The organism is bacterium (assembly GCA_017744355.1).
Lineage (GTDB): Bacteria > Cyanobacteriota > Sericytochromatia > S15B-MN24 > UBA4093 > JAGIBK01.
The window spans coordinates 651,173-675,851 of sequence record JAGIBK010000001.1; the positions used below are offsets into that span (position 1 = coordinate 651,173).

The window sequence follows — 24,679 nt, forward strand, 5'->3', positions numbered from 1 at the left end:
GAAGCGTGTGAGGGGCTTTCTAGACCCGTTCGATCTCGCTGCCCAGAAAGGCCAGGTGCGACTGGTTGACCACGCAGTCCTTGAAGCAATCGATGCCGCAGCGCTGGCAGGTCTCGGCGATCAGAGCCTTGTCGGTCATGAAAGCCGCCGTGAGGAAGCCCTTGAGGCCTCTCAAGAGCGCCTTTTGATCCTCGCCCGACATGCGGGCGAAGATGGCCTCCAGGCGCTCACGGCGCGAGACCTTGAGCGCCTCGACCAGCTCGCGCCCCTCGGGGGTGAGGGTCAGCTCCGACTGGCGGCGATCGCGCTCGCCCTCGCGGCGGGTCACGAGCCCCTTGGCCACCAGCCGGTCCACCGCCTTGGTGGCGGCAGGGTAGCTGATCCCGAGGCCCGAGGCCAGGTCACCCACGCAGTTGGGATCGTGCCGCGAGAGGAACTGGAGGGCCTCGACCTGCGCGTGCGTGATGTCGTGTTCGGCTACCTCCCCCAGGCGCTCGGTCACCAGCACCTGGTGGACCAGATCGCCGAACAGGGCGAACAGCGTTTCGGCGTCACGCAGCAGCAGGTCCTTCATGGCGCGTGCCCTCGGCTAGCCGAGCACCGGCAGCTCGATGCGCGCGAAGTGGCGAATCGAGACCTGGCCGGCCATGTGGCGCGCGATCGAGCGGAAGGCCTCAGCCTGAGGCGACTGGGGCTCGGCGACGAACACCGGCTTGCCCTCGTCCCCGCCCGCACGGATCTTGGGATCGAGCGGAATCTCGCCCAGCAGCGGAACGCTCGCGACTTCGCTGGTCTTCGTGCCGCCGCCCGTCGAGAAGATGGGGGTGGAATGGTCGCAGTTTGGGCAGACGAAGGCGCTCATGTTCTCGATGATCCCGAGGATCGGCACCTGCGAGGGCAGCTGCTGGAACATCTTGAGGCTCTTCATGCCGATTTGCTGGGCGACCGGCTGCGGGGTGATGACGATGGCCACACCCGACAGCGGGATCTGCTGGCTGAGGCTCAGGGGCACGTCGCCGGTGCCGGGCGGCAGGTCGATCAACAGGTAGTCGAGATCGCCCCAGTTGACGTCGCGCACGAACTGCTGGAGGACGCCCGCGAGCATGGGCCCGCGCCAGATGACGGGATCGTCGGGGTTCTTGAGCAAGAAGCCCATGGACATCAGCTTGATGCCGTACTTCTCGATGGGCAGGATCTTGCCGTCCATCACGTAGGGCTTCTCGTTCACGCCCATCATCAGGGGGATCGAGGGGCCGTAGACGTCCGCGTCCAGCACGCCGACCTTGGCGCCGGTCTCGGCGAGCGCAAGGGCCAGGTTGAGGGTCACGGTCGACTTGCCGACCCCGCCCTTGCCCGAGCCGATCGCGATCGCATGCTTGATGCCGGGCACGGCCGTGGGCTGGAGCGAGGGGGGCACGCTCGCGCCCCAGGTGATCTGCACGTCGGTGATGCCGGGGACCAGGCGCTTGACGGCCTCGACGCAGTCGGCCTCGATCTTGCCCTTGAGGGGGCAGGCAGGGGTGGTGAGGATGACTTTGAAGCGCGCCACGCTCCCCTCGACCTCGACGTTGTCGATCATCTTGAGGGTGACGAGGTCCTTATGAAGCTCGGGGTCGTTGACCGTCGAGAGGGCTTTGATGACTTGTTCTGCCGTTGCCATGGCGAGAGAGGCCTCCTATGTGGGTGATTCCAATGGATAAATGTTAACGCGGTTAAGAGATTCCGGCAAGCAAAAGCCCCCCGCCGTGTGGGCGAGGGGCAAGCCGGATGGCGCTTAGGCCGAGGGGTTGGTCGCGGCCTGGGTGCCGTTGCTCTTCTTGGTGCCCCGCTCGCGGAGCATGACGAGGATCGGGCCGGCATTGAAGATCGACGAGTAAGCGCCGACCACCACGCCGATGAGCATCGTCAGGGTGAAGAAGAAGATGGTGTGGCCGCCGAGGATGACCAGGGGCAGCAGGGTGAGCACCAGGGTCAGCGAGGTGTTGATCGAGCGCGCCAGGGTCTGGTTGACGCTCGCGTTGGCGATCTGACCGAAGGTGTCGCCCTTCTTCGCGAACTTGAGGTTCTCGCGGAAGCGGTCGAAGATGACGATGGTGTCGTGGACCGAGAAGCCCATGATCGTCAGGATCGCGACCACCAGCAGGCCGTCGGCTTCGGCGCCGAGCAGCAGGCTGAAGATGGAGAAGGTGCCGAGCATGATGACGCCGTCGTGGACCATCGCGATGATGGCCGAGAGGGCGAAGTCGAACTGGTAGCGGAAGGTGATGTAGAGCAGGATGCCCAGGATGCCGAGGCCCAGGGCCATGGCGGCGTTGCGCAGCAGCTCCTTACCGATGGTGGGACCGACCGACTCCAGGCGGAAATGGGGCTCGTCGTAGCTACCGACCTTGCGCAGGTCCGCCTTCAGCGACAGGGATTTGGCCTTGTCGAGGTAGGGGGTGCGGATGCTGTAGGTCTTGTTGTCGGTCGCCGCCGTGATGTGAGGCTCCACGCCCTGCTTCTCGAAGACCTTGCGGACATCCTCGATCTTGGCGGGCTGGAGGAAGGTGAGCTCCATCAGGGTGCCGCCGGTGAAGTCGATGCCGAGCTTGACCGGGGCGCCGAAGCGCTGGAAGCAGATGACGATCGCGATGATGCAGGGGATCATGATGGCAATGGAGATGCCGAACCAGAGGCCCTTGTGGCCCATCACGTCGATGCGTTGCTTGTGGGATAGGATGTTCTCGTTGGTGGCCATGGTTCCTCCTAGCTAGCCTTCTCGGTGGCGGTCCCCGGCTGCTTGACGCCGAAATATTCCGGCGACTTCAGCCCCTTGCCGCCGCCTTCGAGGATGGCGTGCAGGAGAGCGCGGCTGACGGTGATCGCGGTGAAGAGCGACACGATGACGCCGATGGCGAGCGTGAGCGCGAATCCGCGGACCAGACCGCTACCGAAGTAGTAGAGGATGGCGCACGTGAGCAGGGTGGTCGAGTTGGAGTCGAAGATCGAGGTAAAGGCGCGCTTGAAGCCGATCTCGATGGCCGAGTAGAGGCTGCGGCCGTTACGGAGCTCTTCCTTGGTGCGCTCGAAGATCAGCACGTTGGCGTCAACCGCCATGCCGATCGAGAGGATGAAGCCCGCGATGCCGGGCACCGTCAGGGTGACGGGGATCAGCTTGAAGATGGCGAAGACCAGCACCGCGTAGATCGCAAGGCTGATGTCCGCGACCAGGCCGGGCAGACGGTAGTAGAAGAGCATGAAGAGGACGACCAGCCCGAAGCCGATCAGACCAGCGGTGACCGAGGCCTTGACGGTGTCCTGACCGAGGGTCGGGCCGACGGTGCGGGTCTCGACCTCTTCGAGGGGAACGGGCAGCGAACCGGCCTTGAGCTGGACCGCGAGCATCTGGGCGGTCTTGGCGTCGAAGCTGCCGGTGATCTGGGCCGAGCCGCCGAGGATCGGGCCCTCGATGCGGGGCGCCGAGATCTCGGTCTCGTCGAGGCGGATGGCCACGGGCTTGCCGACGTTACGGCTCGAGATCTCGCCGAAGAGCTTGGCGCCTTCGCTGTTGAACTTGATGGCGATCTGCCAGCCACCCTGGGGGCTCGGCTCGGCCTTGGCCTCATCGAGCATGGAGCCGTCCAGCGGGGTCTTGACCCACGCGGGCTGGCTGCTGCTCGCCGTCATGGGCGCCACGACGCCGGCGGGCAGCTCCCAGAAGGTCAGGTGAGCGGTCTTGCCCAGCAGCTGACGGGCCGCGTCGGGGTCCTTGACGCCCGCGAGCTCGACGAGGACCTGACGGTCGCCCTTGCGCTGGATCACGGGCTCGTTGACGCCGGTGGCGTCCACGCGGTTGCGCACGACGGCGATCACGCTCTGCATGACCTCGGGCGTGACCTTGATCTTTTCCGTGTCCTTGGCTTCGAGGACCAGGTGCATGCCGCCCTGGATGTCCAGGCCGTACTTGGTCGGGAATTGCTTCTCGTCCTGGATCACGTAGAGCGCCCCGAGGGTGAGGAGCACCACGACCAGGAGCAGGAGTTTCCTAGGGCTCAACGATTCGCCTCCTAAAGGATGTCAGGCCTCACGCCGGTGACGAGTGGGTACAGGCTGTGACCGACCGGGATGAAGAAGACTAAGAATGCTCGAAAAAGAGCCTAAAAAGTCTTTAGCAGTATAGGCAGCGACCTAGGCAATGTCAAACTTACGGGCCGATCGCCCTGGTGCCGTATCGATGCTGCTAGCGGCCTTTGCGGCGGCGCTTGAAGGCGCGCTTGGCAAAGGAAACACTCACATCCGCCCAGGTGTGCAGGGCGCCTCCGAGCCAGAGGCCCCCGAGCGCCATGCCGAAGCTCGCTGGATCGCGCAGGTAGAGGCTCGAAAGATCGATCGGCAGGCCAGCGGGCAAGTCGAGGCGCGCGACGTAGGTGTTGATCAGGGCGTAGGCGATCGCTCCGAGACCCGCGATCACGAGAGCAAAGTACACGAGGCGCACGGCGAGGCTTGCGATCACCCCGTGGGTCCAGACGGAGCGGTGGCGGAACATGCGCTGATACGGCCACCAGATCCAGCGCAGGGGGCCCCAGCGGTAGTACTGCACGCTCTTGACGTCCAGATCGGGCCCGAACATGAGGCCTCCGAACAGGACCCCGACAGCCGCCAACGCCGCGTGAAGGGCGGATTGCGCGTAGGCGAAGGCCCCCCAGGCGACGGGTAGCGCGGCGAGGTAGGTGATGCGATCGTGGGTCCGTCCGGACGGCATTGGTTTTCAACCCTCACTTGATGGGCTACAATTGCCCTGATACGCCGCTTCACCGCAGGGGAACCCCGTTGCTCAAGCTGCTTCGAACCGCGTTATTCGCCAGCCTCACCGCCCTCGGTACTTACGTGGCGGTGCCGTTGCCGTACGTGGTGTTCGGCGAGGTCCACCTGCCCAATGCGATGACCGCGTGGTCGTTCGGTGCCCTCAGCACCGGTCTATATACCACATCCGCACAGGCGATGGCCCTGGGGGCAGCCGGCACCTTCCTCAGCCCGGTAGGCGCCTTCGTCGCCCAGGCGGCTTACTTGATCCTGGGTCTCGCCGGGGTCCCGGTCTTCGCCGACGGGGGCGGTCTTACCTACCTCCAGTCGCCGAGCTTCCCGTTTCTGATTACCTTCCCCTTTGCCGCCTGGCTCATCGCAAGGCTCGCCCCGCACGGCGGCTCCGTTCGTCGCTGGAAGGCGCTGATGGCGGGCCAGCTGCTCGTGCTCGGGGTCGGAACCCTCTTCGAGATCCTGGGCGCCGGTCATCTCGGGGTACCCGCGGCCTGGGGCGCCCACGCGTGGCCTGCCTCCCAGACCCTGCTCGGCATGATGCTCGCCATGGTTCCGTTCGCCCTGCTCGGCGGGATTGGCGACTTCTTCACCGCGCTCTTCACCCCGTCGCAGCCCGCGACCCCGCCGGTACGCGAGAGCCTGCCCGCGCCTGCGCCGGTGCCCGAGCGCATCCCGAGCATGCCCATCCCGCCCCAGCGCCAGCTGCCCGGCCCGCCCGAGCGCATCAAGCTGGGCGAGGCGCCCCAGCGCCAAAAGGCGATCGAGGGACCACCGCCGCGCGTTTCCTTGCCGAAGCAACCCCCCGAAGCCTGACGCTGAAACCCCGCCCCATCGAGGGGCGGGGTTTCAGGCATTTGAAGGGCTCGGCTTACAGCGCCCGGGCGAGTGCTGCGAACTCCTCGAGACTGAGCGTCTCGCCGCGCCGGGTCGGATCGATCCCCGTCGTCGTGAACGCCGCTTCGAGCGCCTCCTTCTCGAAGCCGGCCCCCTTGAGGGCGTTCGAGAGGGTCTTGCGGCGCTGGCCGAAGGCCCCGTGCACGACCTGGAAGAAGCGCTTGGGATTCGCCACGTCGATGGGAGCCTTCTTGCGGGGCTTGAGCATGACGACCATGGAGTCGACCTGCGGCCGCGGGATGAAGGCGGTGCGCGGCACCCGGATCACGGGGGTGATCTCGGCGGCGTACTGGCAGATGACCGAGAGGGAGCCGTAGTCCTTGGTCCCGGGCTTCGCCAGGAGGCGTTTCGCCACCTCTTCCTGCACCATCAGGATGATCCGCTCGGGCCACTCGGGGATGGACTCGATGGGAGCGCGCTCGATGGCATCGCCGTGCAGCAGCTTGAGCAAAATCGGCGAGGTGATGTAGTAGGGGATGTTGGCGATGACCTTGGTCTGAGCCTCGGGCAAGCCGAGCGCTTCGAAGCTGGTCTGGAGGAAGTCGCCCCACACCACGCGAAGGTGCGGCTGCTCCGCCTGGAGGGCCTCAAGGGTGGAGGTCAGGCGGGTGTCGATCTCGACGGCGACTACCTCGCCCGCCTCTTCGAGCAAGCCGCGGGTCAAGGCGCCCTGGCCGGGGCCGATCTCGAGGACCCTGTCGGTCTTGGTGAGTTCGGCCGCCTCGATGATCGCCGCCGGGACGGCGGGATCCTTCAGGAAGTTCTGGCCGAAGCGCTTCTTGGTGCGGAAGCCCTGAGTGGAAGAAGTGGTCATGATTTCCTTGCGCCCATGCGGGGCTCCTGGCCCTTGAGAAGGCGTTCGATGTTCGAGCGGTGACGGACGATGACGTAGAGGGCGGTGACGACCCCGAAGAGGACCGTGGAGAGCGGCTGCTTGAACAGCAGCATCCAAAGCGGCAGCGAGCCTGCCGCCACGATCGAGGCCAACGAGACGATGCGCCCCGCGAAGAAGACGGCCGCCCAGACTCCGAGCACGGCAAGCCCGACCCAGGGCGCGAGGGCGACGATCACTCCCGCGCCGGTGGCCACCGACTTGCCGCCCTTGAAGCCCAGAAAGACCGAGCGGCTGTGCCCCACGATCGCGAGCACCCCGTACAGGAGGGGCACCCACCAAGGCAGGTGCGCGGCGACTGCGAGGCTCACCGGCAGGCAACCCTTGAGGAAGTCGAGCACGAAGCAAGCGATACCCGGCTTGCGGCCGAGCACGCGCACCACGTTGGTCGCCCCCACGTTGCCCGAGCCGTGCTCGCGGATGTCGACCCCGTAGAAGAGCTTCCCGATGATCAGGGCGAAGGGAATCGCGCCGAAGACGTAGGTCGCCAGCGCGCCGCCCGCGACCACGACGGGTGAGGCGATCATCAGTTCTGCTTCTCGCGGCGAGGCCGGAAGATCAGGCGGATGGGGGTGCCTGCGAAGCCGAAGGCCTCGCGGATCTTGTTCTCGAGGTAGCGCTTGTAGTGGTCGGTGACCAGCTTGGGCTCGTTGCAGTAGTTGATGAAGGTCGGCGGGGCGGCGGAGACCTGGGTCACGTAGTAGATCTTCAGGCGGCGGCCGCTCCTGGCCGGGGGCGGGTTCATGGTGGTGGCTTCCGCGATGACCTCGTTGATGACGCCGGTGGTGATGCGGCGGGTATTCTCGGCCGCGGCGGCCTCGGCGGCCTCGAGGATCTGGGGCACGCGCTGGCCGGTGAGCGCCGAGATGAAGACGACTGGCGCCCACTTCACGTGGCGCAGCTCCTCTTCGAGCTTCTTGCGGTAGGCGGGCATGGTGTGGGTGTCCTTGGGGACCAGGTCCCACTTGTTGACCGCAATGACCAGGGCCTTGCCCGAGTCCTCGGCGATGCCCGCGATGCGCTGGTCCTGCTCCGAGACACCCTCGGCCCCGTCGATCATCATGACGATCACGTCCGCGCGCTCGATGGCCTTGAGGGCGCGCACGACCGAGAACGCCTCGACGCCGTAGTCGACCTTGGCCTTGCGACGGATGCCCGCCGTGTCGACCAGGGTGTAGTGCTTGCCGTCGATCTCGAGGCGGGTGTCGATGGCGTCGCGGGTGGTGCCGGCGACGGGCGAGACGATCATCCGCTCGTGGCCCAAGAGGGCGTTGGTCAAGGAGGACTTGCCGGCGTTCGGCTTACCCACCAGGGCGATGCGCAGCTCCTCGGGGGGCGGCTCCTCGCTTTCGGGGGGGAAGGCGTTGACGATATCGTCGAGCATGTCGCCGATCCCGAGGCCGTGAAGCGACGACATGGGACGGGGCTCGCCCAGGCCGAGCTCGTAGAACTCGGCGGCCTTGGGGTCCTCGGTCACGTTGTCGAGCTTGTTGACCGCGAGGATCAGGGGCTTTTTGGAGGTGCGAAGCAGGTTCGCGATGTCCTCGTCGACCGGGGTGACGCCCGCCTCGCCGTCCACGACGAACACGATGACATCGGCCTCTTCGACGGCGAGCATGGCCTGCTTCTCGACGGACTGCAGGAGCTCCTCGTCCGTGCCCGGCACGATCCCGCCGGTGTCGACCACGACGAAGTCGCGGCCGTTCCAGTCGGCGCGCAGGTAGAGGCGATCGCGGGTCACGCCGGGCATGTCGTGAACGATGGCCTCGCGGCTACCGACCAGGCGGTTGATGAACGTCGACTTGCCCACGTTGGGGCGGCCGACGATAGCGACGACGGGAAGGGCGTTCATTAGGTCAGTACCTCGAAGGGCTCCGGTTCGGCGAAGCCGGTGATGGAAACGGATTCAGGCACGCGGGCCTTCAGATAATCGACGACGAAATCGACCACCGGCTGTTCGGTCGCCTGGTGGCCCGCCTCGAGCAGCGCAAGGCCCTGGGCCTCGGCTTCGAGGGCGGCGTGGTAACGGACTTCGCCGGTGATGAACAGTTCGACCCCCTGGGCGAGGGCTGCGGGGTACAGGTCCCCGCCGGCACCCGAGCAGACGCCGATTCGGCGCACCAGGCGATCGCGATCGCCCACCAGGCGCAAGCTGCGGGGCTTGAGGGCAGCCTGGACCCGCTCGGCGATGGCCTCGATGGTCATGGGTGCTTCAAGCTCACCCCACAGGCCGATGCCGTAGGGATCGCCGCCGTTCTCGAGTCGGATGACGTCGTAGGCGGGCACCTCGTAGGGATGCACCCGATGAAGCGCACGCAAGACGGCGCCTCGCACCCGCGCGGGCACGAGGACCTCCAAGCGGGTCTCGGGGCCTTGGTGATGCTCGCCAACGGATCCCACGGCGGGGTTCGCGCCGTCGAGCGGCCGGAAGGTCCCTTCGCCCTCGCTCTTGAACGAGCACTGGTCGTACGGCCCGATCCGGCCTGCACCCGCCGCCCAGAGGGCGTCGAGCAGCTCAGGGGCCGCATCGGTCGGTACCCAGGCGATCAGCTTGTACCAGGCCTCGGTGCCCTCCACTTGGAGGATGCGATCCATCGGCAGGCCGAAGAGGGTCGCGAGATGATGGTTGCAGGCGGTAGCATCCAGGTTGGTATGGGCGGCATAGCAGGTGATGCCGGCCTTGGCCATGGCCTCGACCGTGCGGCCCGGGTCCTTGCGGGTGTCCAGGCGCTTGGTTGCCTTGAACAGCAGGGGGTGGTGCGCGACGACCAGGTTCGCCCCGGCGCGCTCGGCGGCCTCCACCGAGGCGAGCGACGGGTTGACCGTCACCAGCACGCCGGTGCAGGGGCGATCGGGATCGCCGAACTGCAGGCCGCAGTTGTCCCAGCTGGCCGCATAAGAGAGCGGCGCTAGGGTTTCGAGGTGCTCGAGGATGTCACGGATGCGCATGGACTTTCGGTTTCGACGTGGCGGCTGCTTTCAGGCGCGCATGGATTCAGGCAAGGCCCCATGATACCACACGCCGTCATTGAGGCTGATTTCCAGGGGATCGCCATGATATAATGGCCGAGCCCCATTCACTTTGCACCCGTACAAGGACGGTCCATGCCCCTAGCCGAGCAGGCCTGCAATCAGCGTATCCGTCCCGTGACCGCGCACGTCAACTCGCACGGCCGCTGGGAGCTCGGGGGGTGCGACCTCGCCGAGCTGGCGCGCACCTACGGGACTCCCCTCTACGTGATGGACGAGGACACGTTGCGTACCGCGGCGCGCACCTACCTCGACGCCCTCAAGGCCCACTACCCCGGGCCATCCGAAGTGCTCTTCGCGAGCAAGGCCCTCTGCAACATGGCGATCAATCGCCTCTTGCACGACGAGGGCCTCGCCACCGAGGTGGTCTCCGGCGGCGAGCTCTTCACGGCCCTCAAGGCGGGGATCCCGCCCGAGCGCATTCACTTCCAGGGCAACAACAAGAGCCCCGAAGAGATCCGCCTCGCCCTCGAAGAGGGGATCGGGCGCTTCATGGTCGACAACCTCGACGAGCTGCACCAGCTCAGCGCGATCGCCAAGAAGCTGGGCGTCACCCCGCAGCTGCTCTTGCGCATCACGCCGGGTGTGGAGGCCCACACCCACGAGTACGTGCGCACGGGGCACGTGGACACCAAGTTCGGCTTTGACCTGCCGCACCAGCTCGACGAGGCCCTGCGGCACGTGGTCGCCAATCCGCACCTTCAGTTCATGGGCCTCCAGGCCCACATCGGGTCGCAGATCTTCGACATCGAGCCCTTCTTGCTTAACGTGGACGTTCTGCTCGATTGGTCCAGCCGCATCGAGCAGACCTACGGCCTGAGCGTCGCGGAGCTGGACGTGGGCGGCGGCCTGGGCATCGCCTATACCGGCGAGGACGATCCCCCCGCCATCGCCGACGTGATCGCCGCGATCGCCGAGCGGGTCCAGACGGGCTGTGCTGCGCGCGGCCTCAAGCTGCCCAAGCTCATGGTCGAGCCAGGCCGCTCCATCGTCGGCACCGCCGGCGTGACGGTCTACACCGTGGGCACCCGCAAGGACATCCCCGGGGTGCGCACCTACCTGTCGGTGGACGGCGGCATGCCGGACAACCCCCGCCCCATCACCTACGGCGCTCGCTACGCGGCGGACCCGGTCCAGACGGGCGAATGCTACGAGACGGTCACCCTCGCCGGCAAGTGCTGCGAGTCGGGGGATGTCCTCATCACCGACCTCAAGCTGCCCAAGATGGCCGCAGGCGAGCTCGTCGTGCTCTGGGGCACCGGCGCCTACTGCTACTCGATGGCCTCCAACTACAACCGTCTCGGCCGGCCCGCCATGGTGCTGGTCAGTGACGGCCGCGCCGACGTGATCGCCGAGCGCGAGACCCTCGCGGACCTGGTGGCACGCGATCGCCTGCCCCTGCGGCTCGGAGGCAGCCGCTGATGGCCTACTGGCTCGCGATCCTCCAGCAGTTCGCCACCAACCTCCGCTGGCAAGACCTCCTCGACATCCTGCTCGTCAGCGTGGTCCTGTACCGCCTCTTCCTGCTCATCAAGGGCACCCGCGCGGTCCAGTTGCTGCGTGGCGTCCTGCTGCTCCTGGTCGCCTACCTGCTCAGCCGGGCCCTCCAGCTCAACACCATCACCTGGCTCGTCCAGAGTGCGGCGACCATGATCATCGTCGCGATCCCGGTGGTGTTCCAGCCCGAGATGCGCCGCGCCCTGTCGCTGCTTGGCCAGGGTGAGCTCTTCCGTTCCGAGCTGTTCGGGAAAGGCTCGGCCGATACCAGCCGCGTGGTCGACGAGGTCGTCATGGCCGTCCGGATGCTGAGCGCCCGCAAGATCGGTGCCCTCATCATCCTCGAGCGTCAGACGGGCCTCAACGAGTTCATCGAAACGGGGACCGCGATCCAGGGCTTGGTCTCGGCCGACCTGTTGACCTCGATCTTCTTCCCGAACTCGCCTTTGCACGACGGCGCGGTCATCGTCCGCGGCGATCGCATCGTCGCGGCAGGTGCCTTGCTGCCCCTTTCCGAGAACTTCCGCCGCGCCCAGAAGCGCCCCATCGGCACCCGCCACCGGGCGGCCTTGGGCCTCTCCGAGACGACGGACGCCTTTGCCGTGGTCGTCTCCGAGGAGACGGGGGTTATCTCCGTCGCCCAGATGGGCCAGCTCCAGCGCCACCTGACCGAGGACGACCTGCGCGGGATGCTCTCCAACCTGTACCAGGCCCCCCGCTCGGGCACCATGAACCTTTCGCTGCCGCTCTTCCGGAAGTCTAGCTGATGATTTCGCTCTGGGCCAAAGAGGAAAGCAACCGCGGGTTGCAGGTGATCGCCTTCCTGATGGCGGTCACGCTGTGGCTGTTCGTCGGGCTCATCCCCCGGATCGACAGCGACAAGCGAAAGATGACCGTTGACGTCAAGGTCAAGAACGCCCCGGAGGCCCTGCACCTGCGCACGGATCCCGCCGTGGCCGAGGTCACGGTGGTAGGCCCCAAGACCGCCATTTACAAGCTGAGCGACGAGGACCTCGAGGTCTTCGTCGACCTCAAGCATCGTGGGCTGGGACGCGCGACGCACGTCCCCCTCAACATCTCGGGCCCGCCCGGCATCAGCTGGGAGCTGAGCCCTCCCGAGGTCCGGATCGTCCAGCCGCACTAGACAAGCCACAACAAGCCGCATGGTTCCCCAAGAGGACGTAAATACGATGTCATCCAAAACAAGCAAGATCGACCCCGCGAACGCGTGGGAGGGGATTGACCCCAAGCGCCTCCCGCAGCACGTCGCCGTGATCATGGACGGGAATCGGCGCTGGGCCCTCAACCGTCTCTTGCCTGGCAAGCACGGCCACAAGGCGGGCGTCGAGACGCTGCGCGAGCTGGTCAAGGCCTGCCTCGACCTGGGGATCGGCTATCTGACGGTCTATGCCTTCTCGACCGAGAACTGGAACCGCTCGTCGGACGAGGTCGGCTACCTCTGGGCCCTGTTCGAAGAGTCCCTGCTCAAGGAGGTCGAGGGCCTCGACGAGCACGGCGTGCGGATGCGCTTCATCGGCGAGATCGACGAGCTGAACCCCAAGATCCGCGCCTCGATCCAGCAAGCCGAGTCCCGGACCGGCTCCAACGCCAAGCTGACGCTGAACATCGCCATGAACTACGGCGGCCGCCGCGAGATCCTCGAGGTGGTCAAGGCGGTCTCGCGCGCGGCCAAAGCCGGCCAGATCGACGCCGATTCCCTGGACGAGACGCGCCTGTCGAGCTTCTTCTACACGGCGGGCCAGCCCGATCCCGACCTCCTCATCCGCACCAGCGGCGAGCAGCGGATCAGCAACTACCTGCTCTGGCAGCTCGCCTATACCGAGATCTACATCACCGAGACCCTCTGGCCCGACTTCCGCCGCGGCGACTTCCGCCTGGCCCTCTTGGACTTCCAGGGCCGCGATCGCCGCTTCGGGGCGCGCCCCTAGGCGCTGGCCGTGGCGGCGCCTAGCCCGATTCTCCTCTTCTGGGGGGACGACACTTACGCCCTCAAGGCCGCCGAAGAGGCCCTCATCGCCCGGATCGTCGATCCGGGCTTCGCGTCGCTCAACCTCAACCTGCTCGACGGACCCCTCACCGCCCCGAGCCAGGCCGTGGCGGCGGCAGGGACCATGCCCTTCGGGCCCGGGGGACGCCTGGTCATCGTGCGGGACTGTCCCTACTTCTCGGCGGGCAAGTTCGCGGGCGATGACGAGGTCGATGCCCTCGGCGACCTCCTCGAGAAGGGCCTACCTCCCGCCTGTCACCTGGTCTTCTCGGTCCCGCGCGGGATCGACAAGCGCCTGACGCAGACCAAGGCGCTGCTCGCCAAGGCCGAGGTCCGCGAGTTCTCCCTCGGCAAGAGCTGGGACGACCGTCCTGCCATCGAGTGGCTGATGAACGAGGCCCGCACCGACGGGATCAAGCTCGGGAACGACGTGGCCCAGGCCCTGGTCTCGGCGCTCGGCAGCGATCGCTGGCGCCTGCGCAACGAACTCTCCAAGCTTGCCGCCTACGCGGACGGCACCCCGCTCACCCTGGAGATGGTCCAGCTGCTCTCGCCGCCCGGCGAGACCGACGTGTTCGCCGTGCTCCAGGCGATCGCCGAGCGCAAGCCGGTCGAAGCGATCGCGCGCCTTCGAAAGCTGCTCGTCACGGAGGCCGCCCTCAAGCTGCTCGCCACCATGGCGACCATGATGCGCGGCTGGCTCCAGACCAAGCTATTGGCCGAACGGGGCATGGGGGCGGATGCGATCGCCCAGGCGCTCGGTGCCAAGTCCAGCTTCAAGATCAAGAAGGACCTTGAGCAGTGCCGGTCCTGGTCCTCGTCGCAGCTGCGCCGCGCGCTCGCGCTCTTGCTCGAAGCCGATGTGGCCCTCAAGACGACCGGTGGCCGCGGCATGGAGACCCTGCACCTGGAGAAGCTCCTCGTCCAGCTCTCGCGCCTCTGAGCCTTTCTGTTTCTTTCATCACCAAACACCAAGGGCGGCCTGAAGTTCAGGCCGCCCTTGGTGCGGAAGGAAGGGATGAGGGCTTAGAAAGCCGCTTCGATGGGGTTGAGGGGGAGGTTCGCCGAGGTGGTCTTGCGCTTGGCGACGGTGACCTTGGCGAGCACGCCCTTGCTGAAGCCGCCCAGAGTCGCTTCGACGGTGTAGTCGCCGGCCATCAGACGGCCCACGCGGTACTTGCCGCTCGACGAGGTGCTGGCGCGGTAGATCATGCCGGTGTTGACCGAGCGGAGGGTGACGGCCGCGTCCTCGAGCGCAACCAGGGTCTTGGCGTTGTAGAGCTTGCCGCTGACGGTACCGGTGCGCAGCAGGTCAATGACAACCGAGAGGTCGGGCACGCGGTACGCCTTTTTGACGGTCATGGTGCCGCTCGCGGTCGAGCCGCGGACCAGGACCTTGACGTTCAGGGCCTTCGAGAGCTTGAGGGCGACGGTATCCGTCGCGGTGGCGAGGGGGATGCTGACGTCCTTCTTCTTCCAGATACCCTGCTTGACCTGCAGGTAGAACTTGCCGTCCTCGCTCGAACGAACGTAGCCGATCTTACTCGAGCCGCGCGAGAAGAAGCCGCTGCCCTGGACTTCGCCCGCTTCTTCGGCGTCGAGTTCCTGGAGGGCTTCGTCATCGAGCTCGTCGAGGTCGCCGGTGTCGTTGAGAGACTGGAGCTGGACGGACTCGGCGCGAGAGATGTCGGCGGTCGGCGAGCTTGCGGTGATGGAGCGGCCGGGAGCGCCAGTGGTGGGCATCCCGCAGCCCGTGAGGCTGACGGCGACCAGCAGCGCCAGTGCGATGTGATTGTACTTCATCCCTTCCTCCTTGGTGACGGTTTCCTAACACGTCTGTTAAGAGCTTTATCGGGGATGCGGCGCCCGAACCGGTAAAAGAAAGCTGAAAGTTGTTCTAAGGTCAGATTAAACCTTCTGAAAATTGCCAATAAAAAAGAACCTGCCTGAGAGGGCGCAGGTTCTTTTCAGTTCGTCGAAACTTTTGAGCGGAATTTAGACGGTCTTGGCGTTGAAAGCCTTGACCAACCGCGACTTGCGACGAGCAGCGGTGTTGGGGTGGATGATCCCCTTGCGAGCCGCACGATCGATCGCGCTGATCGCGACCTTGAGCAGCTCCGAGGTGCGGGTCTGGTCTTCGGCATTGTTCATCGCCTCGTTAACGCGCTTGAAACGCGTCTTGACCGCCGACTTGATCGCCACGTTGCGCATACGGTTGCGCTCGGCGATCTGCACACGCTTGATACCGGATTTGATTCGTTGAGCCACGATATTCACCTCCTTCTCGTCGGCCATCTTTGCCTTCCTTCGGGACGGCGCCGACTTGAACCGCCATTCTAGCACGAATCCATCCCGGGAAAAAAGCCCTTTTAGTCAGGATTTTAAGCATTCTTTCCTTGGTATTAGTTTTCTAGTTGCTTGATACGGGCCGAGACCTCGTCCCGGAATTCCCCGTTCGGAAGACGGGCGAGATAACGGGAGTAGGCCTTGACGGCCTCGGCCTTTCGGCCGGCGCCTTCCTCCAGGCGCCCCAGGTAGTAGAACGGCAGGGGGTTGTCGGGGTCGGTCGCAAGGGCGGCCAGGAACTCCTGGCGTGCCGCTGCGACCCTGCCCTGAGTGAAGTGCGCCTGCCCCAGCCGGTAGTGGAAGATGGCCCCCGAGCGGTTGATGGTTCGCTCGTCTACTTCGCCGGCCGGTGCGATCATCTTCTTGCCGCTCGCCTCGACCGGCGTCGGCGGGACGTTCGCGGGGGGCGTGAAGGCACCGCCACGCTCGGCGGCGCGCATGGGGTAGCTTGAGGGCTGCGAGGCGAGGCCTTGCTGAGTGGGGGCCGTAGGGCCCTCCCGTGTGGCCGTTCCGCGCAGTGGGGGGGCTTCGCCGGGCGCAGTCGCGCCACTCGTGCCGTTCATGTCGTAGCGTGCCCCTTGCTGGCCGTTGGGAGCGGCCATGGGATAAGCCCCCGGCGCCTGTGCCGCCTGAGCGCCCGACAAGGTGCCGAAAGCGCCTTCGCTGCGGCCGTTCTCGCGGGGTAACTCGGTCATGGGGGCCATGGTGTTGGGCGTGTTGGGGGCGCCGTCCTGGGCGAAGGGGTCGTAGCGCACCCCGTCGTCGCCCTCCATTTGCGCGGTGCTTTCCTGGCGCCCGTCCGGAGTGTTCGGGATGCTCAGGTCGTCGTAACGCGAGGCGGGGCCCTGGTCCTCGGGCCCTCGGTCGGTACCGCCGAGGACGTCGCCGGGGGCCGAGCGCTGGGCCTGTCGTGCCTCTTCGCCCGGACGCTTGAACAGGCCGAGCCAAGCGTAGTCGCCCTTTCCGAAGCGCATGCCGTACCATGCCGCAGCGCCGATGATCACGGTCACCGCGAGGGCCATCGCGATCACGCGCCGCCGATCGAGCTTCGGCACCTCTTCGTCGAGTTCGGGCTCGGGGGTGGGGACCTCGGGCGGCTGCACCGGCGTCAAGGGCGGCAGTACCGCCTCCGCGTCCGCCTCGTAACGCCTCTGCTGCTCGGCCAGGCCTTCGAGGACCGCCTCGGGGCTGCAATAGCGCTGCATCACGAGCAACTCGCCCAGCATGAAGGGCTGGTCGACTTGGCAGGCGAGCGCTTTGGTCAGCGTTTCGCGATCAAGCGCCCCGGTGGACACGAGGACCTCCCCGAGCCGGTGGCGGCGGCGCAGCAAGAGGGCTCGTTTTTCCTGGATGAACTGATGCGCCCGCTGTAGGTGCTCCCGGTTGCAGAGATGCTGCGCCAAGAGGGTCTCGGCCGGGTTGCGGCCCGCGGCGAGCACGCCACGCCACTGTTCGGGGCTCAGGATGCCCCAGCGCATCAAGAGCGGGCCGAGCTGGTCGCTATCGGGCAGGCGAGGCTTGAGGGGTTCCTGGGAGGCGAGCGCCGCTTCGAGGGCCGCGGGCGCAACCCCGTGCCCCTCGAGCAGGATACGGCCAAGCGGTTGGGACTGCTGCACCTGGGTCATGAGGGCTTGCTTCAGCTGAAACTGGGTCAGCGCCTTGGCTGCGATCAAGCGAGCGCCGATACGATCGTTCAAGGGGCGCTCGGCGTTTGCCGGCAGGCCGTTCGGGCCGAAGTGCAGGGCGACCAGGTCCGAGAAGCGCAGCGAGCTCACGCGCAAAAGTGCGGCAAGCAACGTTTCGCCCGCGCGCAGCGCCTCGGCGGCGCGATCGCGATCGGCAGCGGAGATGGTGCCTGCGCGGATGAGGGCTTCGATGAGGGCTGCGGGATCAAGAGTCATGGCTCGGTGTGCCTTCTTTGGAACGGTCCACCCGCATCATACCCGGTCGATCGGTTCCTTGGTTAATAAGTTTACGGGTTAAATAATAGCGTGGTTACTGATCGTCATGGGAGGGAACCTGCAAGCATTGTATCGCAGCGTTTTCAATGCCTAAGATGGCCCGAGGAAGGGCTTGATGCAAGGAGGGGAGCCATGGCGGACCGGCGCAAGGCGAAGAGCGAGGCCTTCGAAGCCCAGGAGAGCGAGTTTTCGGCCGAGGTGGCGCAACGCGGCGGGGTCTTGGAGTACGCCGACGCAGTCCAGGAGGTCGGCGAGGCTGCGCGGTTCGACAGGGCCGACAAGGCCCTGGACGCCGTCATTTCGACCGTCGCGGTGCTGACGGCGCACCACGAAGCGCGCGTCATGGGGATCGTGGTCTCGACCCTCGCGACGGCAAGTCAGCATCCACCCAGGATTTCCGTCGCAGTGCGCCGCCAGCACCCGATTCACGACATGATCCAGGCGAGCGGCTTCTTCGCGCTAAACTTGCTCGAGCAAAGCCAGCGCCAGCTCGAAGACCGCTTCACCGCGCCACCTCAGACCGGGACGAACCAGTTTGCCGGGGTAGAATACGATCTAGGCGTCTCGAGCGGAGCCCCGATCGTTCGCGGGGTCCTCGGCTTCCTCGAATGCCGCGTGGCCTCGGCGCTCGACACCGGGGACCACACCCTCTTCATCGGGGACATCCTCGACGGCGGCATGCTTCGAGACGGCAAACCGATGATCAGCCAAGGCGAGTACAAGGCGACGGTCGATATTTCTGAAGGCTTTAGCGTCTGAGGTTAAAAATTAACTCGGTTATTGATTTATGCCGTTAAGGTTTAGCCAGGAAAACTTGTACGCGACACACCTCTTCCGTCATGCCCTCGCATGGCGCGAAGAACGGAGCACCCGATGATGAACCACGAGCACTCCCATTCTCAGCCTCCGATCGCACACTCCTCTGGCGCGTGCGAAGGGCACGGGCACGATCATGGGCATGGCCACGGCCATGATCACCACCATCACCGCGAGGCCTCGAAGCAGGCCCTCTTGGTGGTGCTTTTCCTGTCATTGACGTATCTGGTCGTTGAGGTGATCGGCGGCTACATGACGAACAGCTTGGCGTTGCTTGCGGACGCCGGCCACATGTTCACCGACGTGGCGGCCCTTGCCCTGAGTTTCGGTGCCATGTGGTTCGCAAGCCGCCCGCCCACCCCCAAGCGCTCCTTTGGCTACTACCGCCTGGAGATCCTCGCCGCCTTGATGAACGGGGCGCTGCTCATCGTGGTGGCGGGCGGCATCCTCTTCGAAATGTTCGGCCGCGTTTCGCACCCGCCGGTCGTCAACGCCCTGCCCATGATGGGGATCGCCACCGGCGGCTTGCTGGTCAACCTGATCGGGGCGGGGATCCTCATGAAGTCCGCCAAGGAGAACCTCAACGTCAAGGGGGCACTCGCTCACGTCATCGGGGACGCGCTTGGTTCAGTCGGTGCGATCGCAGCAGGCTTCCTGATGTGGCGTTTCGGGTGGTACATGGCCGATCCCATCATCTCGGGTCTGGTGGGGCTCCTGGTGCTGCGCAGCGCCTGGGGGCTGGTAACGAGCTCGGTGGACATCCTGCTTCAGAGCACCCCGATGCACATCGATCCGGCCGAGGTGGTCCATACGATCGAACGTATCGACGGGGTGAGCGCCTCGCACGACCTTCATATCTGGACGGTGACCTCGGGGATGATCTCGCTGAGCTGCCACATCGTCATCGACGAGCTCCATCGGAGCATGGAGGTGCTCGCCGCGCTCAAGCAGGCCCTGCATGACCGCTTCGGCATCGAGCATGCCACGATTCAGGTGGAGGCCAGCGACTACCAAGCCTGCCAGAAGCTTCACTGGTAATCGATCGTTCAAGAGGGGGATCGCCGATGGCGATCCCCCTCTTGATTTATGGTCGAACAAATGTTTTAAAAAGCAGTGGAAAGCCGGGTTCGCCACAGGAGGCTCATGCCCCGAAAACCCTCGCCAATACGAGGAATTCACCCCTTTGGCTGTGCTAGAATGAGAACCAATCGTTCGAAAGGATTCCGAGCATGCCTGCGAAGTTCGTCCACTGCCACGTTCACTCCGAATACTCCCTGCTGGACGGCGCCAGCCGCATCGGGGAGCTGGTCAAGCGCGCGGCGAAGCACGAGATGCCGGCCCTGGCGCTCACCGACCACGGCGTGATGTACGGCGCGATCGAGTTCTATCGCAAGGCCAAAGAGGCGGGCATCAAGCCCCTGATCGGCATGGAGGCCTACGTCGCCCCCGGCTCCCGCTTCGACAAGTCCCCGAACCGCACTGGCGGCAAGAATTACGGCCACCTGGTGCTGCTCGCCAAGAACCGCACCGGCTACAAGAACCTGGTCAAGCTCAACTCCCTTGGCCACGTCGAGGGGTTCTACCACAAGCCGCGCATCGATAAGGACGCGATCGCCGAGCACTCCGAAGGGCTGATCGCGCTAACCGCCTGCCTGGGCGGCGAGATCCCCCAGCACATCATGCATGGCCGCTACGAAGAAGCCGAAGCGAGCGCGCGCTGGTACCAGCAGACCTTCGGCGACGACTTCTACCTGGAAGTCCAGAACCACGGCTTTGCCGAGCAGCAGCAGGTCAACAAGGCCCTGCTCGAACTCTCCGAGCGCACGGGCATCAAGATCGCGGGCACCAACGACAGCCACTTCACCAACCCGGGCGACCAGCGATCGCACGAGGCGCTGCTGTGCATTCAGACCGGCAAGAGCCTCCTGGATCCCACCCGCAAGATGCACTACGGGCCCGACTTCTACCTCAAGACCGCCGAGGAGATGGCCCAGGTCTTCCACGACATGCCCCAGGCGGTCTACCACACCCTCGAGATCGCCCAGAAATGCAACCTGATACTGGACTTCGGGCGATCGCTCCTGCCCCGCTACGAGGTCCCGCAGGGCCACGACGTGGACACCTACCTGACCAAGCTCGCCTGGGACGGTCTGAAGGAGCGCTACGAGACCATCACGCCCGACCTTGAGGAGCGCCTGCGCTTCGAGCTGCAGATCATCCAGCAGATGGGCTTCTCGGCCTACTTCCTCATCGTCTGGGACTTCATCAACTTCGCCAAGACCAGCGGCATCCAGGTGGGTCCGGGCCGCGGCTCGGCGGCGGGCAGCCTCGTCGCCTACTGCCTCAAGATCACCAACATCGACCCGGTCAAGTACTTCCTGCTGTTCGAGCGCTTCCTCAACCCCGAACGCGTCAGCATGCCCGATATGGATATCGACTTCTGCATCGAGCGCCGCGGCGAGGTCATCGAGTACGTGGCCCAGAAGTACGGCCGCGACAAGGTCGCCCAGATCGTCACCTTCGGGACCTTGGGCGCCAAGGCCGCCATCAAGGACGTGGGGCGCGTGCTCGAGCTGAACTTCAACGACACCAACCGCCTGACCAAGATGGTCCCCGAAGAGCTCGGCATCAGCCTCGACGACGCCTCAAAGGAGGGTTCGGAGCTCTTCTCCGAGTCCCAGAAGGACCCCAAGGTCGCGGAAATCCTCGAGCTCGGCAAGAAGCTCGAGGGGATGGTCCGTAACACGAGCTTGCACGCGGCGGGCGTCATCATCGCGCGCGATCCCCTCACCGAAACGGTCCCGCTCCAGCGGGTCGGCAAGGACGACGAGGAAGGCATCGCCACCCAGTACGAATACAAGTACTGCGAGATGATGGGCCTGCTCAAGATGGACTTCCTGGGGCTTCGCAACCTCACGATGATCGCGAAGGCCCTGGTCAACATCAAGGCCCGCCACGGGGTCGACTACGACCTCAACTCCCAGGACTTCACCGACCCCAAGGTCTACGACCTGCTCCAGGCGGGCGGCACCGTGGGCATCTTCCAGGTCGAGTCGGAAGGGATGACCAAGCTGGTCAAGCGCCTCCAGCCGACCAACTTCGAAGACATCTCGGCGATTCTCGCGCTCTACCGACCGGGCCCGCTGCAGAGCGGCTACGTCGACGAGTACGTGGACCGTAAGCACGGCAAGAAGCCCATCGAATACGCCCACCCGGATCTCATCCCGATCCTCCAGGACACCTACGGCACCATGGTGTTCCAGGAGCAGATCATGCAGATCGCGCAGGTGCTCGCGGGCTACTCGCTGGGTCAGGCCGACCTCCTTCGCCGCGCCATGGGCAAGAAGAAGAAGGAGGAAATGGACAAGCAGCGTGAGATCTTCCTCACGGGCACCCAGGCTCACGGCGTCTCCGACGAGATCGCAAACGATCTCTTCGACAAGATGACCAAGTTCTCGGAGTACTGCTTCAACCGCGCCCACACGGCCGCCTACGCCGTCGTTACCTACCACACCGCCTACCTCAAGGCCCACTACCCCTCCGAGTACATGGCGGCGCTGATGAGCAGCTTGCTCGGCGCTCAGGACAAGATCCTCCTCTGCATCAACGACTGCCGCAAGATGGGCATCAAGGTGCTACCCCCTGACGTCAACTCGAGCGGCGCGGACTTCACCCCCACCGACGAGGGCATCCGCTTCGGCCTGGGCGCCATCAAGAACGTGGGCTTCGGGGCCATCGACGCCATCGTCGAAGCGCGCAGCCGCCTGCCCGGCAACCGCTTCACCGACTTCTACCAGTTCTGCGCCGAGGTGGACCTCAAGCAGGTCAACAAGCGCTGCATCGAAAGCCTCATCCGCTGCGGCGCCCTCGATACCCTGGGTGGTCATCGGGCCCAGTACCTCGCAGCACTCGACGACGCAGTCGATCGCGCGAGCCGCAAGCAGCGCGACGCTGCGGTCGGCCAGATCTCGCTGTTCGGTGGCGGGGGGGATGCGGCGGTGGCCCTCGAGAACCCCACCATGCCTGATGTCCCTGCTTTCGAGTCCGAAGAGCAGCTCGCCATGGAAAAGGAGCTCATCGGCTTCTACGTCTCGGGCCATCCGCTCCAGACGGTGCCGGTCAAGATCGAGTGGCACACCAGCCACACCATCTCCCAGCTGCCGTCGCTCGGAGACGGCAAGCAGATCGTCATCGGGGGCTTGCTGATGCAGACCCGCCGCATGATCACCAAAAACGGCGACTATATGCTCGCGGGCAAGCTGGAGGACTTCACGGACCAGATCGACGTGGTGGCCTTCCCCAAGACCTACGAGACTTGCTCGGCCCTACTCCACGACGACGCCAAGTTGCTCATCAAGGGCAAGTACTCCAACCAGGACGATCGCCAGCAGGTGATCATCAGCCAGGTCTTCAACCTCGGAGCCATGCCCTCGCTGCACCTACACCTGCCCGAGTACGCGACGCCTCAGCAGCTGGTGCTCATTTCCCAGCTCCTGCGCAACCACCAGGGAGAGAAGGGAGCGATTCCCGTTATCTTCCACTTCGACCACACCAACCAGCAGGTGGTCGCGAGCGACTCGTTCTGGGTCCAGCGATCGCCGGAGCTGGAGACTGCCTTGGGGAATCTGCTGCCCGAGGACCGAATCGAGTGGCTCGAGCCGGAAGCGCAGCTTTCCCTGGTCTAAGGGGTACCCCACTCATGCGATCGCTTCGAGCACTCCTCCTGAAATCAGGAGGAGTGTTCGGTATTTTTAGGGTCACTCAAATGTGTCGCATAATGTTGTTACGGTAAAATAGGTACTCCTTACGCTTAGGTCCAGAATGATAGGCAGAAGAAAGCCTCGCTGAATCACATAATGCATTTCCTTCAATAAATGAGGCGGATAATGTTGTACTGGTAAACCCCTTGGTTTTCACCGGCTGGACAAAGATGAGGTGCCTGAATATAGGAGCTCCATTCACATAACGCAGGACTCCGCTCAAATGTGGCGGATAATGTTGTTATTGGAAGGTAAGTCCCGAGAAGTGAAACGTCATTCCTATCCTGTGGGCAATCAGTCCCAGGTCTTACATAACGCACAACTCAGCCCCACGCGAGGAGCAATTATCCTCGTTGAACTCGATGCCTCATGCGTCGGATAAGGCCGTTTCGGTAAATCCCGTCACGACACAGCGAGGTCTCGATGGTACTGAATCGCTTCTGAGATCTGGAGCAACATAACGAAGCCCAGCGCAACCATACACCACATAAGATATATTATACGACTGAGCAGTAGACATTCTCAGTAGCCAAACACCACCCGGGAACCCCTGTTATTTCAGGCGAATTTCACTACTCCCAAAAATCGCTGTCTACTGCCCTCTTGGCTCTCATCCAGGGCGATCAAGCAGGGCGAAATGGGCGGGAGAATGCGCTCGATTGACAATAGATCTAACTAGAACTATATTGGGAGCGTGTTCAGGCAGGCACCTCTCGTGCTCCAACCCTCGGCAAAGGAGACGGCCATGGCCACCTCGCAGCGCTCAGTCACTCGGATCGTTCCGAGCATCCATACCATCGAAGGCGATGGCATGGAGATTCGGCGTCCGTTTCCGACTCAGCTGATCGATTCGTTCGATCCGTTCCTGCTGCTCGATCACTTCGGTCCGGTCGAGGTCGCTCCTGGCGAGGCGAAGGGAACCCTGCCGCATCCTCATCGTGGCTTCGAAACGGTCACCTACATCATCGAAGGTGAGTTCGAGCACAAGGACTCCGCCGGTCACGCGGGGCGCCTCACGCCCGGCGCGGTCCAGTGGATGACCGCCGGCCATGGCATCATCCACTCGGAGCAACCTAGCGCATCCCTCATGCGTTACGGCGGCCGCCTGCACGGCCTTCAGCTGTGGGTGAACCTGCCGGCTCGGGACAAGATGATGCCACCGCGCTACCAAGAGCTCCCGGCTGAGCGGATCCCCGTGGCGTCGAGCGAGGACGGCTCGGTGAGCGTGCGAGTGATCGCAGGCGAGGCCCTCGGCGTCAGCGCCGTCATCGAAACGCGCACCCCTATCATGTACTTGCACTTCACCCTTCAGCCGGGCGCGCGGCATACGCAGCCGGTCCCACCAGCCTACAACGCCTTCGCTTACGTGATCGGCGGCGAGGGGCACTTTGGTTCAGACGAAGCCACCGGCAAGGAGGGCGAAGCGCTCTTCTTCGGCGCCGGGGATGAGGTCACCCTCTCGGTGCCCGAGGGCGCTTCGGCTCCGTTGAGCGTCCTGCTCCTCGCCGGCGTCCCGCTCAAGGAGCGTATCTATCGCTACGGGCCCTTCGTCATGAACACCCAGGAGCAGCTCCTCCAGGCGTTTCGCGACTACGAGGCCGGTCACTTCGACGTGATCCCGTCTTGACGGCGAGAAGCAACATGGATCGGCCTGCTCCGAGCTGCATCCCGGCCACCA

Annotated in this window: 22 protein-coding genes; 10 read left to right on the forward strand and 12 right to left on the reverse strand. The window is 64.8% G+C overall.

Annotation, left to right across the window (positions count from 1 at the left end; all coding sequences use genetic code 11):
- Positions 1–19: 19 nt before the first annotated feature.
- The 5 genes from J7643_03145 to J7643_03165 all read right to left on the reverse strand — a co-directional run bounded on the left by J7643_03145 (position 20) and on the right by J7643_03165 (position 4,741).
- On the reverse strand, positions 20–574 hold the full coding sequence (locus J7643_03145) for a MarR family transcriptional regulator (GenBank protein ID MBO9539568.1): 555 nt from the start codon (positions 572–574) through the stop codon (positions 20–22).
- 15 nt (positions 575–589) lie between these two features.
- A complete protein-coding gene (locus J7643_03150; GenBank protein ID MBO9539569.1) occupies positions 590–1,660 on the reverse strand; it encodes an Mrp/NBP35 family ATP-binding protein in 1,071 nt (356 codons plus the stop codon).
- Positions 1,661–1,774: 114 nt separating this feature from the next.
- Positions 1,775–2,737 carry a protein translocase subunit SecF gene (gene secF / locus J7643_03155; protein ID MBO9539570.1) on the reverse strand — a complete coding sequence of 321 codons (963 nt, stop codon included), beginning with the start codon at positions 2,735–2,737 and terminating at the stop codon, positions 1,775–1,777.
- A gap of 8 nt (positions 2,738–2,745) precedes the next feature.
- A complete protein-coding gene (gene secD, locus J7643_03160; GenBank protein MBO9539571.1) occupies positions 2,746–4,035 on the reverse strand; it encodes a protein translocase subunit SecD in 1,290 nt (429 codons plus the stop codon).
- 184 nt (positions 4,036–4,219) lie between these two features.
- The gene (locus J7643_03165) at positions 4,220–4,741 is read right to left on the reverse strand and encodes a metal-binding protein (protein MBO9539572.1); all 522 of its coding nucleotides are present in this window, start codon (positions 4,739–4,741) and stop codon (positions 4,220–4,222) included.
- Between the two features lie 68 nt (positions 4,742–4,809).
- On the opposite strand from J7643_03165, the gene J7643_03170 reads away from it, so the two are divergent.
- Positions 4,810–5,610, forward strand: coding sequence for a biotin transporter BioY (locus tag J7643_03170; protein MBO9539573.1), 801 nt, complete (start codon positions 4,810–4,812; stop codon positions 5,608–5,610).
- Positions 5,611–5,665: 55 nt separating this feature from the next.
- Here the strand turns inward: J7643_03170 and rsmA are convergent, their stop codons facing one another.
- Genes rsmA through J7643_03190 form a run of 4 tightly spaced genes read right to left on the reverse strand, consistent with a single transcriptional unit; the run spans position 5,666 to position 9,532 of the window.
- Positions 5,666–6,505, reverse strand: coding sequence for a ribosomal RNA small subunit methyltransferase A (gene rsmA / locus J7643_03175; protein ID MBO9539574.1), 840 nt, complete (start codon positions 6,503–6,505; stop codon positions 5,666–5,668).
- Positions 6,502–7,110, reverse strand: a complete 609-nt coding sequence (gene plsY / locus J7643_03180; GenBank protein MBO9539575.1) for a glycerol-3-phosphate 1-O-acyltransferase PlsY — start codon at positions 7,108–7,110, stop codon at positions 6,502–6,504. Before plsY ends, rsmA begins: the two co-directional genes overlap by 4 nt.
- On the reverse strand, positions 7,110–8,435 hold the full coding sequence (der, locus tag J7643_03185) for a ribosome biogenesis GTPase Der (protein MBO9539576.1): 1,326 nt from the start codon (positions 8,433–8,435) through the stop codon (positions 7,110–7,112). Before der ends, plsY begins: the two co-directional genes overlap by 1 nt.
- Positions 8,435–9,532, reverse strand: coding sequence for a Nif3-like dinuclear metal center hexameric protein (locus J7643_03190; protein MBO9539577.1), 1,098 nt, complete (start codon positions 9,530–9,532; stop codon positions 8,435–8,437). Before J7643_03190 ends, der begins: the two co-directional genes overlap by 1 nt.
- Positions 9,533–9,688: 156 nt before the next feature.
- Between J7643_03190 and lysA the strand changes: the two genes are divergently transcribed.
- Genes lysA through holA form a run of 5 tightly spaced genes read left to right on the forward strand, consistent with a single transcriptional unit; the run spans position 9,689 to position 14,061 of the window.
- Positions 9,689–11,035: a diaminopimelate decarboxylase gene (gene lysA / locus J7643_03195; GenBank protein ID MBO9539578.1), complete on the forward strand. Its 1,347-nt coding sequence runs from the start codon at positions 9,689–9,691 to the stop codon at positions 11,033–11,035.
- A complete protein-coding gene (gene cdaA / locus J7643_03200; protein MBO9539579.1) occupies positions 11,035–11,877 on the forward strand; it encodes a diadenylate cyclase CdaA in 843 nt (280 codons plus the stop codon). The genes lysA and cdaA overlap by 1 nt, the downstream gene beginning before the upstream one ends.
- On the forward strand, positions 11,877–12,254 hold the full coding sequence (locus J7643_03205) for a hypothetical protein (GenBank protein MBO9539580.1): 378 nt from the start codon (positions 11,877–11,879) through the stop codon (positions 12,252–12,254). The genes cdaA and J7643_03205 overlap by 1 nt, the downstream gene beginning before the upstream one ends.
- Before the next feature lie 46 nt (positions 12,255–12,300).
- Positions 12,301–13,059, forward strand: coding sequence for a di-trans,poly-cis-decaprenylcistransferase (uppS, locus tag J7643_03210; protein MBO9539581.1), 759 nt, complete (start codon positions 12,301–12,303; stop codon positions 13,057–13,059).
- 9 nt (positions 13,060–13,068) lie between these two features.
- Positions 13,069–14,061 carry a DNA polymerase III subunit delta gene (gene holA / locus J7643_03215; protein MBO9539582.1) on the forward strand — a complete coding sequence of 331 codons (993 nt, stop codon included), beginning with the start codon at positions 13,069–13,071 and terminating at the stop codon, positions 14,059–14,061.
- Positions 14,062–14,144: 83 nt separating this feature from the next.
- On the opposite strand, the gene J7643_03220 is transcribed toward holA, so the two are convergent.
- From J7643_03220 to J7643_03230, 3 genes are all read right to left on the reverse strand, one after another.
- Positions 14,145–14,921, reverse strand: a complete 777-nt coding sequence (locus J7643_03220) for a carboxypeptidase regulatory-like domain-containing protein (protein MBO9539583.1) — start codon at positions 14,919–14,921, stop codon at positions 14,145–14,147.
- A gap of 192 nt (positions 14,922–15,113) precedes the next feature.
- Complete coding sequence (gene rpsT / locus J7643_03225; protein MBO9539584.1) at positions 15,114–15,413, reverse strand: 30S ribosomal protein S20; 300 nt, start codon at positions 15,411–15,413, stop codon at positions 15,114–15,116.
- A 107-nt stretch (positions 15,414–15,520) separates the two neighbouring features.
- On the reverse strand, positions 15,521–17,365 hold the full coding sequence (locus J7643_03230) for a tetratricopeptide repeat protein (GenBank protein ID MBO9539585.1): 1,845 nt from the start codon (positions 17,363–17,365) through the stop codon (positions 15,521–15,523).
- Positions 17,366–17,557: 192 nt separating this feature from the next.
- On the opposite strand from J7643_03230, the gene J7643_03235 reads away from it, so the two are divergent.
- The 4 genes from J7643_03235 to J7643_03250 all read left to right on the forward strand — a co-directional run bounded on the left by J7643_03235 (position 17,558) and on the right by J7643_03250 (position 24,628).
- Positions 17,558–18,184 carry a flavin reductase gene (locus tag J7643_03235; protein MBO9539586.1) on the forward strand — a complete coding sequence of 209 codons (627 nt, stop codon included), beginning with the start codon at positions 17,558–17,560 and terminating at the stop codon, positions 18,182–18,184.
- Between the two features lie 117 nt (positions 18,185–18,301).
- Positions 18,302–19,279, forward strand: a complete 978-nt coding sequence (locus J7643_03240; GenBank protein ID MBO9539587.1) for a cation transporter — start codon at positions 18,302–18,304, stop codon at positions 19,277–19,279.
- Between the two features lie 191 nt (positions 19,280–19,470).
- Entirely contained in the window at positions 19,471–22,926 is a 3,456-nt protein-coding gene (locus J7643_03245) for a DNA polymerase III subunit alpha (protein ID MBO9539588.1), read from the forward strand.
- An 820-nt stretch (positions 22,927–23,746) separates the two neighbouring features.
- On the forward strand, positions 23,747–24,628 hold the full coding sequence (locus J7643_03250; GenBank protein ID MBO9539589.1) for a pirin family protein: 882 nt from the start codon (positions 23,747–23,749) through the stop codon (positions 24,626–24,628).
- Positions 24,629–24,679: the final 51 nt, after the last annotated feature.

Excerpts from the sequence above, each read along its gene's own strand:
- J7643_03145 (MBO9539568.1), bottom strand. The coding sequence starts at position 574 with ATGAAGGACCTGCTGCTGCGTGACGCCGAAACGCTGTTCGCCCTGTTC.
- J7643_03150 (MBO9539569.1), bottom strand. The coding sequence starts at position 1,660 with ATGGCAACGGCAGAACAAGTCATCAAAGCCCTCTCGACGGTCAACGAC.
- secF (MBO9539570.1), bottom strand. The coding sequence starts at position 2,737 with ATGGCCACCAACGAGAACATCCTATCCCACAAGCAACGCATCGACGTG.
- J7643_03165 (MBO9539572.1), bottom strand. The coding sequence starts at position 4,741 with ATGCCGTCCGGACGGACCCACGATCGCATCACCTACCTCGCCGCGCTA.
- rsmA (MBO9539574.1), bottom strand. The coding sequence starts at position 6,505 with ATGACCACTTCTTCCACTCAGGGCTTCCGCACCAAGAAGCGCTTCGGC.
- plsY (MBO9539575.1), bottom strand. The coding sequence starts at position 7,110 with ATGATCGCCTCACCCGTCGTGGTCGCGGGCGGCGCGCTGGCGACCTAC.
- der (MBO9539576.1), bottom strand. The coding sequence starts at position 8,435 with ATGAACGCCCTTCCCGTCGTCGCTATCGTCGGCCGCCCCAACGTGGGC.
- J7643_03190 (MBO9539577.1), bottom strand. The coding sequence starts at position 9,532 with ATGCGCATCCGTGACATCCTCGAGCACCTCGAAACCCTAGCGCCGCTC.
- lysA (MBO9539578.1), top strand. The coding sequence starts at position 9,689 with ATGCCCCTAGCCGAGCAGGCCTGCAATCAGCGTATCCGTCCCGTGACC.
- cdaA (MBO9539579.1), top strand. The coding sequence starts at position 11,035 with ATGGCCTACTGGCTCGCGATCCTCCAGCAGTTCGCCACCAACCTCCGC.
- J7643_03205 (MBO9539580.1), top strand. The coding sequence starts at position 11,877 with ATGATTTCGCTCTGGGCCAAAGAGGAAAGCAACCGCGGGTTGCAGGTG.
- uppS (MBO9539581.1), top strand. The coding sequence starts at position 12,301 with ATGTCATCCAAAACAAGCAAGATCGACCCCGCGAACGCGTGGGAGGGG.
- J7643_03220 (MBO9539583.1), bottom strand. The coding sequence starts at position 14,921 with ATGAAGTACAATCACATCGCACTGGCGCTGCTGGTCGCCGTCAGCCTC.
- rpsT (MBO9539584.1), bottom strand. The coding sequence starts at position 15,413 with ATGGCCGACGAGAAGGAGGTGAATATCGTGGCTCAACGAATCAAATCC.
- J7643_03230 (MBO9539585.1), bottom strand. The coding sequence starts at position 17,365 with ATGACTCTTGATCCCGCAGCCCTCATCGAAGCCCTCATCCGCGCAGGC.
- J7643_03235 (MBO9539586.1), top strand. The coding sequence starts at position 17,558 with ATGGCGGACCGGCGCAAGGCGAAGAGCGAGGCCTTCGAAGCCCAGGAG.
- J7643_03240 (MBO9539587.1), top strand. The coding sequence starts at position 18,302 with ATGAACCACGAGCACTCCCATTCTCAGCCTCCGATCGCACACTCCTCT.
- J7643_03245 (MBO9539588.1), top strand. The coding sequence starts at position 19,471 with ATGCCTGCGAAGTTCGTCCACTGCCACGTTCACTCCGAATACTCCCTG.
- J7643_03250 (MBO9539589.1), top strand. The coding sequence starts at position 23,747 with ATGGCCACCTCGCAGCGCTCAGTCACTCGGATCGTTCCGAGCATCCAT.